Origin of the sequence: Rhodococcus sp. 11-3, from assembly GCF_023704055.1 — a bacterium.
Classification (GTDB): Bacteria; Actinomycetota; Actinomycetes; order Mycobacteriales; family Mycobacteriaceae; genus Rhodococcus; species Rhodococcus aetherivorans.
The window spans coordinates 4,179,789-4,187,591 of record NZ_CP080406.1 but is presented as its reverse complement, the minus strand read 5'-3'; the positions used below and the strand labels follow the sequence as shown (position 1 = coordinate 4,187,591).

The following is a 7,803-nucleotide window of genomic DNA, read 5'->3' as shown; positions in this document are numbered from 1 at the left end:
GGTCCGGCCCGCCGCGGTGAGGCTCCCCTTTTCGTCGGGGGAGCCTCACCGCGTCCGGTCCCGGCGGGGGCCCGAGGGTAACGTCGCGGGCGCATCGGTGGATGAACGAGTGGCGGCTACCGGCCGGTACGGTCCCGCCGAGGGCGCCGGGCGCAGTGACTATGCTTGCTCGTTCGCGCGCGAGCAACGGAACCGAAGCGAAGGATGTGGGCATCTACATGCGGTCTTCTCGACACGACGGCAGCCTGGGCGGGAGCGATCCGGCGATCGCTCCCCAGTCGCCGGCCGTCGAGCGCCGCGAACGCCCCGCCCGCAGCCGCCGTCCCGCCCCCACCCGCCCCCAGCGGGGCTCCCGCACCCGCACCCAGGCGACGTTGCTGCCGCAACTGCTGGTATCGGCCGTGGAGGAACGCGGCGATCACCCGGCGGTCGTCGCGGCGGGCGGGGCGACGCTCACGTACCGGGAGCTGGACGAGAAGTCGTCGCAGCTGGCGCGGCTGCTGATCGAGCGGGGCATCGGCCCGGGCGACGTGGTGGCGGTCGCCGTGCCCCGCTCGGCGGAGTCCGTCCTGTCCGTGTGGGCGGTGGCGAAGTCGGGGGCGACGTTCCTGCCCGTCGACCCGAAGTACCCGGCCGAGCGGGTCCTGCACATGGTGTCCGACTCCGGCGCGGCCGTCGGCCTGACCCTCACGGCCTTCGCCGCGGACCTGCCGGGCTCGGTGCGGTGGACCGCGCTCGACGATCCCGGCGTGGCCGGTGACATCGCCGCCCGCCCCGGCCACCCGGTGTCGTACGCCGATCGGATCCGGCCGCTGTCCGAGCTGCACCCGGCCTGGATGATCTACACCTCCGGGTCGACGGGCCTGCCGAAGGGCGTGTCCGTCCCGCACACCGGCATCGCCGGCCTGATCACCGCCGAACGCGAGCACTACCGGGTCACCGCCGAGGCGCGGGTGCTGCACATCTGCTCGCCCAGCTTCGACGTGTCGATGCTCGAGCTGCTGAGCGCCTTCACCGCCGGCGCGACCCTGGTGGTCTCGCCGCCGACGATCGTCGGCGGCGCGGACCTGGCGGAGCTGCTCGCGGCCGAGCGCGTCACCCACACCTTCATCACCCCGGCGGCGCTGGGGTCCGTCGACCCGCAGGGCCTGGACGACCTGCGCGTGGTCGTGGTGGCGGGGGAGAGCTTCGGTCCCGATCTCGTCGAGCGCTGGGCCGCGCCCGGCCGCGACTTCTTCAACGGATACGGGCCGACCGAGGCGACCGTCCTGGCGGTGAGCAGTGCCCCCTTGCACCCGGGCGAGCCGATCCGCATCGGTACCCCGATCCCCGGCGTGGGGGCATACGTGCTCGACACGCACCTGCGCCCGGTCCCCGCCGGTGTCACCGGTGAGCTGTACCTGGCGGGCGCACAGCTCGCGCTGGGGTATCACGCCCGTCCGGGCCTGACCGCCGACCGGTTCGTCGCCAACCCGTTCGCGGACGGCGGGGCGCGCATGTACCGCACCGGCGACCTCGTGCGCCGGGACGACAGCGGTGTGATCGAGTACCTCGGCCGCTCCGACTTCCAGGTCAAGATCCGCGGCTACCGCATCGAACTCACCGAGATCGACGCGGTCCTCGTCCGGCACCCGGACGTCGAGTTCGCCACCACCGTGGGCCGCGCCCTGCCCTCCGGGGAGACCGCGCTCGTCTCCTACGTCGTGCCGGCCGCCGGGGGCGCGGACCTCGACACCGGCGCTCTCGTCGAGTTCGCGGCCGGCTTCCTGCCCGACTACATGCTCCCGGCGGCGGTCGTCCCCATCGCCGAGGTGCCGCTCAATCCCGTCGGCAAGCTCGACCGCGCGGCCCTTCCCGCCCCGGTGTTCGCGGTCCGGGAGTACCGGGCGCCGCAGACCCCGGCCCAGCAGGCCGTCGCCGACGTCTTCGCCGACGTCCTCGGCGTCGAGCGGGTCGGTCTCGACGATTCGTTCCTCGACCTCGGCGGCAACTCCCTCGTCGCCACCCGGCTCGTCGCCCGGCTCGGCGCGGCCCTCGACACCCGGGTGCCGGTGCCGCTGGTGTTCGAGGCGCCGACGGTGGAGGCGCTCGCGGCGCGGCTCGAGTCGCAGGCCGGCTCGGGTGCCGTGGCGCTGGTCGCCCGCGACCGCCCCGAGCGGATCCCGTTGTCGCTCGCCCAGCAGCGCATGTGGTTCCTGAACCGGTTCGCGCCCGAGTCGGCGGTGGACAACATCCCCGTCGCGATCCGGCTCGCCGGGCGTCTCGACGTCGACGCCCTGCGCGGCGCGGTCGCCGACCTCGTCGCCCGGCACGAGTCGCTGCGCACCGTCTACCCGGAGACCGACGGCGACGGCTACCAGGTGGTACTGCCGGTGGCCGAGGTACTGCCGGATCTCGCCCCCGTCGAGGTTGCGGCCGAGGACGTTCCCGCTCGCGTCCTCGAGCTGGTCGGCACCGGGTTCGACGTCACCGCCGCCGTGCCGTGGCGCGTCGCGCTGCTGCGGATCTCCGACGAGGAGCACGTGCTCGTCTTCGTCGTGCACCACATCTCCGGCGACGGTTTTTCCATGACGCCGCTGACCCGTGACGTCGTCGCCTCCTATCGGGCGCGCACCCGTGACGAGCCGAATCCGTTGCCGCCGTTGTCGGTTCAGTACGCCGACTATGCGCTCTGGCAGCGCGAGGTGCTCGGCGACGAGGACGATCCGGAATCCGTGCTGTCGCGGCAGCTCGCCTACTGGCGCGCGCAGCTCGCCGACCTGCCCGAGGAACTCACCCTCCCGGTGGACCGGCCCCGTCCCGCCGTTGCGTCCAATCACGGTGCCGCCCTTCGTGTCCCGATCGACGCCGAACTGCACGCGGCGCTCGCCGACCTGGCCCGCACCCACAACGCGAGCGTGTTCATGGTGGTGCACACGGCGCTGGCCGTGCTGCTGGCCCGGCTGTCCGGCACCGACGACATCGCCGTCGGCACCCCCGTCGCGGGCCGCGGCGAGGCCGCCCTGGACGACCTGATCGGCATGTTCGTCAACACGCTGGTGCTGCGCACCGCCGTCGAATCCGGTGAGCCGTTCGCCGACCTGCTCGCCCGGGTGCGCGGCACGGATCTCGAGGCGTTCGCGAACGCCGACATGCCGTTCGAACGGCTCGTCGAGGTGCTCGACCCGCCCCGCTCGCAGGCCCGGCACCCGCTGTTCCAGGTGATGCTCACCTTCCAGAACCTGCCGCAGTCCGCCCTGGAGCTGCCCGACCTGAGCATCTCCGGGGTCGAATTCGACACGGCCATCGCGAAGTTCGACCTGCAGGTCACCGTCGCCGAGCAGCTCTCGGAGCGCGGCGCCCCCGGCGGGATGACCGTCGAACTCGCCTACGCCACCGATCTTTTCGACGCCCCCACCATGCGGTCCCTCGCCGACCGGTTCACCCGGATCCTGCGCGGCGTCACCGTGGACGCCGCCACCCCGGTCGGCGCGCTGCCGTTCCTGGACGACGCCGAGGCCGAGCGGATCCTCACCGAGTGGAGCACGCTCGGGTCCGGGGTCCGGGTGCCCGCAGCGGCGACCCTCGCCGACCGCTTCGACGCCGTCGTCCGCCGCAGCCCCGACGCCCCGGCCGTCACGTTCGCCGGACGCACCCTCTCGTTCGCCGAGCTCGACGCGCGCGCCAACCGCCTCGCCCGCCGGCTCGTCGCGGCCGGGGCGGGCCCGGAGGAGCTCGTGGCCGTCGCGCTGCCCCGGTCGGCCGAGTTGATCGTGGCGCTGCTGGCGGTGCTCAAGTCCGGTGCCGCGTATCTGCCCACCGACACCACGTATCCGGCGGAGCGGCTGCGGTACATGCTCGAGGACGCACGTCCGCGCTGCGTCGTCACCACCACCACCGGTGACGGCGACGCACTGCCGGACGTCGGCCTGCCCCGGGTGTACATCGAGGACGACGACCCGCACGCGCCGTCCGGGCCGCTCACCGACGCCGAGCGGAGCGCGCCGCTGCATGCGGACAACCGCGCCTACGTCATCTACACCTCCGGCTCCACCGGCCGCCCCAAGGGCGTCGCGGTCACCCACCGCAACGTGCTGACCCTGTTCGACAACGCCGAACCGCTGTTCGGGTTCGGTGCCGACGACGTGTGGACGCTGTTCCACTCCTACGCATTCGACTTCACGGTGTGGGAGCTGTGGGGACCGCTGCTGTACGGCGGCCGGCTCGTCGTCGTCGACTACCTGACCTCACGCTCGCCCGAACAGTTCCTCGAGCTGCTGCGGGCAGAGCGGGTCACCGTGCTCAACCAGACCCCCTCGGCGTTCCTTCAGCTCGACGAGGCCGACCGGGTCGCGTCCGTGGAGCGTCCCGACGCCGATCCGCTCGCACTGCGATACGTCGTGTTCGGCGGCGAGGCGCTCGACCTCGGCAAGCTCGACGGCTGGTACGGGCGCCGGCCCGTGGCGCCGACGCTGGTCAACATGTACGGCATCACCGAGACCACGGTTCACGTGTCGTTCCTGGCCCTCGACCGCGGCGCCGCGCGCCCCGGTGCCGCCAGCCGGATCGGCCGCTCCCTGCCGGGGCTGCGGCTGCGGGTGCTCGACCGGCGGCTGCAGCCCGTCCCGGTCGGGGTGCCGGGCGAGGTGTACGTCTCCGGTGACCAGCTCTCCCGCGGCTACCTCGGTCGGCCGGGACTGACCGCCGCGCGGTTCGTCGCCGACCCCTTCGGGGCGGGCCGGCTGTATCGCACCGGCGACGTCGCGCGGTGGAACGCCGACGGCGAGCTCGAGTACGCCGGGCGCAGCGACGCGCAGGTGCAGTTGCGGGGCTTCCGCATCGAGCTGGGCGAGGTCGAGGCGGCGCTGCTGCGTGCCGACGCGGTGGCCCAGGCGGTCGCCGTGGTCCGCGACGACGGTCTCGGCGACCGGCTCGTCGGCTACGTCGTGCCCCGCGCCGGCGCGGACGTCGACGTGGCCCGCGTGCGCGAGCAGCTCGGTGCCTTCCTCACCGGCTACATGATTCCGGACCTCGTGGTCGTCCTCGACGAGCTGCCGCTCACCGTCAACGGCAAGCTCGACCGGCGCGCCCTGCCGGTGCCGCAGGCGACCGCCACCACCGCGGGCGGGCGCCGCGAACCGGCCACCGCCGCCGAACGCGCCGTCGCGCAGGTGTTCGCCGACGTGCTCGGCGTCGAGCGGGCCGGTGCGGACGACTCGTTCTTCGAGCTCGGCGGCAACTCGCTCATCGCGACGCGGGTGATCGCGCGGATCAACGAGTCGCTCGGAACCGCCCTCGCGATCCGCGAACTGTTCGAGGCACCGACCGTCGCCGAACTCGCGGCCCGGGCCGACGCGCACGCGGAATCGGCGCCCCGGCCCGCGCTGACCGCCGGGCCCCGCCCCGATCGGGTGCCGCTCTCGCTCGCCCAGCAACGCATGTGGGTGCTCAACCAGCTCGATCCCGCCTCCGCGAGCTACAACATCCCGCTCGCGATCAGGCTGCGTGGCCGCCTCGACACCGCGGCGCTCACCGCCGCGGTGCGCGACGTGATCGAGCGGCACGAGTCGCTGCGCACCCGGTACCCGCAGGACGAGACGGGGCCCTACCAGCACGTCCTCGACGCCGACGCGGTGGTGCCCGCGGTCGTGCCGGTCGAGGTGGCGTCCGAGCAGGAGGCGTTCGCCGAGGTCGTCGCCCTCGCCGCCGAGGGCTTCGACGTCTCCGCGCAGGTGCCGGTGCGCGGCCGGATCGTCTCGGTCGGCGCCGACGACCACGTGCTCGCTCTCGTCGTCCACCACATCTCCGCCGACGGTGCGTCGCTGGCGCCGCTGGCACGGGATCTGATGACCGCCTACGCGTCGCGGTTGTCGGGCGGCACGCCGGCCTGGGCGCCGCTCGAGGTGCAGTACGCCGACTACGCGCTCTGGCAACGTCGGGTCCTCGGTGACGCCGACGATGCGCAGTCGCCGGCCGGTGCCCAGCTGTCCTACTGGCGTTCGCGCCTGGCCGGGGTGCCCGAACTGCTCGATCTGCCCACGGACCGGCCCCGGCCGCCGCAGCCGTCGCTGCGCGGCGGCACGGTGGCGGTGGAGGTCGACGCGCAGATCCGGCAGCGGCTCGACGCCCTCGCGCTCGAGCATCGGGCGTCGCTGTTCATGGTCGTCCACGCGGCGCTCGCCGTGCTGCTCGCCCGGCTCAGCGGCACCCACGACATCGTCGTCGGCACGCCTGTCGCGGGCCGCGGTGACCGGCGCCTCGACGACCTCGTCGGGATGTTTGTCAACACCCTCGCCCTGCGCACGGATGTGGACCCGGCGGCGACCTTCGCCGAGCTGCTCGACCGGGCCCGCGCCGTCGACCTCGAGGCGTTCGGCCACCCCGACGTGCCGTTCGAGCGGGTGGTCGACGACGTGGTGGCCGTGCGCTCCCCGGCCCGGCATCCCGTGTTCCAGACGGTGCTGTCGTTCCAGAACACCGAGGCCGCGCGCCTCGAACTGCCGGGTCTCACCGTCGAGGCCCTCGACGCCGGTGAACTCGCCGCGAAGTTCGACCTGCAGGTGACCGTCGATCCGCGTGAGCACCCGGGCGGCTCGGCCGCCGGCATGCACGTCGGGTTCACCTACGCCGTGGACCTGTTCGACGCCGGCACCGTCGCGACGTTCGCCGAACGCTTCGTGACCGTCCTGCGCGCCGTCGCGGAAACCTCCGACGCGGTGGTCGGGGACATCGACATCCGCACCGAGACCGAGCGCACGGCGCCCACGGTCATCGAGCCCGAGCCGGTGGCGGTCCCCGACCGCGTCGAGCGGACGGTGCCGCAGGAGTGGCAGGTCGCCGTGGAGTCCGATCCCGAGGCCCCGGCGTTCGTCGCGGACGGCGTCGAGGTCACCTACCTCGACCTCGACCGCCGGTCGTCGCAGTGGGCTCGGTATCTCATCGCCGAGGGCGTCGGGCCCGGCGACGGCGTCGCGGTCGCCGTGCCGGCGGGCCCCGAGCTGATCACCGCGCTCTGGGCGGTGACCAAGGCGGGTGCCGCGATCGTGCCCGCCGTGTCCGGCTCCGCCACGCCTGCGGAGACACCCGGGCTCGGGTTGACGACGACCGGGTCGGACGCCCGTCGGTCCGCCGCCGCGCGCTGGGTGTGCCTCGACGACCCGGCGACGGTGGCCGCCGTGGACACGCTGTCCCACCGGCCGGTCGACTACTCGGAGCGGGTCCGGGTCCTGCAGCCGCAGCACCCCGCGCTGTGGGTGGCCGGCCGCGTGCTCTACCACGGCGAACTGGTCGCCGTGGTCCGCGGCGGTGCGGCCGCGCTGAAGCTGGACTACGAATCGCGGTCGCTGGTGTGCGACCTCACGGCGGAGCAGTGGCGCATCTTCGCGATCCTGGCTGCCGGGATCGCGGGGGCGGTGGTGATCGTGCCCGAGCCCGGCGCCGACCTCGCCGCCGTCGTGGCCGACGAATGGGTAACCCACGCGTTCGTGCCGTCTTCGCTGGTAGACGCGTTGAACGAGGCACCGGGTGACGACCTCGGGGTCGTGGTCGTCACCGACCGCGACGAGGTCCCGCCGGGGTCCGTTGCCGCGGGTGGGCAGTGGACGACAGTGGCCGCCGTCGACCCATGGAGTATGCGGAACTGAATACCGGCCGGTAGATTCCTCCCGGGCGGGACGAGTTCTCCATGCTCTTCCCGCGTGTGGAAGGAGCTGTATCCGTAGTGCAACGCAGGAGCCCGGTCCGGGCAGATCGAGGTCCGGGCGCGTGAGGCGAGAGCCGGGGGTGCGGCGCAGGGAACCGGGCCGGTCGCGTAGCCGGGCCACG

1 protein-coding gene is annotated in these 7,803 nt (G+C 73.6%); it reads left to right on the top strand.

All coding sequences use genetic code 11. The features are described 5' to 3' along the window. Window positions 1–218 precede the first annotated feature (218 nt). The gene (locus KZJ41_RS19510) at window positions 219–7,622 is read left to right on the top strand and encodes a non-ribosomal peptide synthetase (protein ID WP_251549431.1); all 7,404 of its coding nucleotides are present in this window, start codon (window positions 219–221) and stop codon (window positions 7,620–7,622) included. Window positions 7,623–7,803: the final 181 nt, after the last annotated feature.

What these genes read in the sequence shown, in the direction of transcription:
- KZJ41_RS19510 (WP_251549431.1), top strand. Translation starts at nt 219, where the DNA reads ATGCGGTCTTCTCGACACGACGGCAGCCTGGGCGGGAGCGATCCGGCG.